1 protein-coding gene is annotated in these 293 nt (G+C 61.8%); it reads left to right on the top strand.

Annotated features, from left to right (window positions below):
- Positions 1-293: hypothetical protein (locus tag CBX98_RS26460; RefSeq protein WP_197710272.1), on the top strand; the 293-nt coding region annotated here is incomplete at both ends.

The raw sequence follows: 293 nt of genomic DNA, 5'->3' as shown, positions 1-293 counted from the left end.
GGAGTTCGAGGTGTACGGTGCAGACGACGGCAGCACGCCGCCGACCCAGCCCACCAATCCGCCGGCGAACGATCCGTCGCAGGGCTTCGATTACACGGTCTATCCGGGTTTCATCGGCACCCAGTTGCGCAATGTGACCAATGGGAAGTGGACTGATGACAAGGTGTACGTCGCCGTCATCGGTCGCGACCCGAAAACCAATACGTTCTCGTGGGTCAGGCCGGACGGGACCGTGGTGCCGCTGGCGGTCGAGGACAATGATGGACCCGGTCACCTGACCAAAAACGGTCAGA

This window comes from Vibrio sp. T9, assembly GCF_003123985.1.
Classification (GTDB): domain Bacteria; phylum Pseudomonadota; class Gammaproteobacteria; order Enterobacterales; family Vibrionaceae; genus Vibrio; species Vibrio diabolicus.
Note: the sequence above shows the minus strand (reverse complement) of the source record. Positions and strands in the feature narration are given on the sequence as shown.